This is a genomic window from Kitasatospora sp. NPDC024654 (assembly GCF_055559155.1).
The window spans coordinates 95,011-97,307 of sequence record NZ_JBVHLF010000024.1; the positions used below are offsets into that span (position 1 = coordinate 95,011).

A 2,297-nucleotide genomic window follows, 5' to 3' on the forward strand; every position below is an offset into this window, starting at 1 on the left:
ACCGCTCCGCGCCCTCCACCCTGGAACTGCTATTTCCGTTGTCTTTTCCCCCCCCCCCCCCCCCCCCCGGCCGTCGGTGCCAGGGGGTTCAGCCGCGGCGGTGCCGCCCGCCGGCAGCCTGCACGGCCTCCTCGGTGACCGGCCCGTCGACGCCGAGCGCCTTCTTCTTCCGGCGGTCCCGCAGCACCTCCAGCAGGATCGGCGAGATCGACAGCAACACGATCAGCGCCATCGCCGGGATCAGGTACTTGTCGATCACCGGGGCCATCGAGTCGCCGAAGAAGTAGCCGATGCAGAGCATCACCTCGGTCCAGATCACCCCGCCGACCAGGTTCCAGACGAAGAAGGTCTTGGCGGGCATCTCCAGCATGCCGGCCACCGGGTTGAGGAAGGTCCGGACGACCGGGATGAACCGGGCCATCACCACGGCCTTCGAGGGACCGAACTTGGCGAAGTAGTCCTCGGCCTTGACCACGTACTCGCGCTTGAAGATCTTCGAATCCGGCTTGTCGAAGAGCTTCCGGCCCACCTTGGCACCGAGCAGGTGCCCGAGCTGCGCGCCGGCCACCGCACAGAGCGGCGCACCGAGCAGCAGCACGGCGATCGGCATCTGCACGCCCGGCCCGAAGGCCTTGGCGGCGGCCGAGGAGGCGGCCACCCCGGCCAGGATCAGCAGCGAGTCACCGGGCAGGAAGAACCCGATGAGCAGGCCGGTCTCGGCGAAGATGATCGCCAGCAGGCCGATCGTCCCGACCGAGGCGATCAACGACTTGGCATTGAGGAGATTGACCGCGAGCTCGGTCGTGGCAGTAGTCACGAGTCGCAGAATAACGTGACGGGATTGCGAGCGGCTTAACGAACGGACCAGGGTCCCGGCCGGTCAGGGCGCTCCCGCCCTTTCGTACTGTCCGGCGACGGCTTCTGTCCCGAGTGGCGAGCGGGGAGGTGAAGCCGGGGCACGAGTCTGGGAAGATGGCCCCGGCGTCCGGAACGCGGTCACACGACATCCGCTCCCCACACCCTCATCGGGGGCGGTGCCCCGCGGCTCCGCGAGGCCGCTGCAGCCCCTGGTACCGCCGCACCGCCGCGAACGTACCGAGGACGTACCGAGACGTACGCGCGCCAGACAGGCCGACCGTACGCCGCACACCGACAGGAGCGGATTCGCATGCCCATCGCAACTCCCGAGGTCTACAACGAGATGCTGGACCGGGCCAAGGCGGGCAAGTTCGCCTACCCGGCCATCAACGTCACCTCGTCGCAGACGCTGCACGCGGCCCTGCGCGGCTTCGCCGAGGCGGAGAGCGACGGCATCATCCAGATCTCGACCGGCGGTGCCGAGTTCCTGGGCGGCCAGTACAACAAGGACATGGTGACCGGCGCCGTCGCGCTCGCCGAGTTCGCGCACGTGGTGGCCGCCAAGTACGACGTCACGGTCGCCCTGCACACCGACCACTGCCCGAAGGACAAGCTGGACGGCTACGTCCGCCCGCTGCTGGCGATCTCCGCCGAGCGCGTGGCCAAGGGCCAGAACCCGCTCTTCCAGTCGCACATGTGGGACGGCTCGGCCGAGACCCTGAACGACAACCTGGCCATCGCGCAGGAGCTGCTGACCCAGGCCGCCGCCGCCAAGATCATCCTTGAGGTCGAGATCACCCCGACCGGCGGCGAGGAGGACGGCGTCTCGCACGAGATCAACGACTCGCTCTACACCACCGTGAACGACGCGGTCCGCACCGCCGAGGCGCTCGGCCTGGGCGAGAAGGGCCGCTACCTGCTGGCCGCCTCGTTCGGCAACGTGCACGGCGTCTACAAGCCGGGCAACGTGGTGCTCCGCCCCGAGCTGCTGCGTGACCTGCAGGACGCGATCGGTGCCCAGTACGGCAAGCAGGACCCGTTCGACTTCGTCTTCCACGGCGGCTCCGGCTCCTCCGCCCAGGAGATCGCCACCGCGCTGGAGAACGGCGTGGTCAAGATGAACCTGGACACCGACACCCAGTACGCCTTCACCCGCCCGGTCGCGGACCACATGTTCCGCAACTACGACGGCGTGCTGAAGGTGGACGGCGAGGTCGGCAAGAAGAACACCTACGACCCGCGCACCTGGGGCAAGCTGGCCGAGGCGAGCATGGCCGCCCGGGTGGTCGAGGCCACCCAGATGCTGCGCTCGGCGGGCACCCGCCTGAAGTAGGGCCAATCCGCAGCGGGGGGGGGGGGGGGGGGGGGGGGGGGGGGGGGGGGGTTTTTGGGGGCGCCGTGCGGTGTTTGTTGGCCCGTACCCCACCGGCCCTCCTTCC

Annotated in this window: 2 protein-coding genes; one reads left to right on the top strand and one right to left on the bottom strand. The window is 69.2% G+C overall.

The features are described from left to right. Nucleotides 1-88: 88 nt before the first annotated feature. Nucleotides 89-817, bottom strand: coding sequence for a DedA family protein (locus ACZ38L_RS17010; RefSeq protein ID WP_465693879.1), 729 nt, complete (start codon nucleotides 815-817; stop codon nucleotides 89-91). Between the two features lie 345 nt (nucleotides 818-1,162). Here ACZ38L_RS17010 and fbaA point away from each other — a divergent pair, with 345 nt between their 5' ends. Then, the gene (gene fbaA / locus ACZ38L_RS17015) at nucleotides 1,163-2,191 is read left to right on the top strand and encodes a class II fructose-bisphosphate aldolase (protein WP_465693895.1); all 1,029 of its coding nucleotides are present in this window, start codon (nucleotides 1,163-1,165) and stop codon (nucleotides 2,189-2,191) included. Nucleotides 2,192-2,297: the final 106 nt, after the last annotated feature.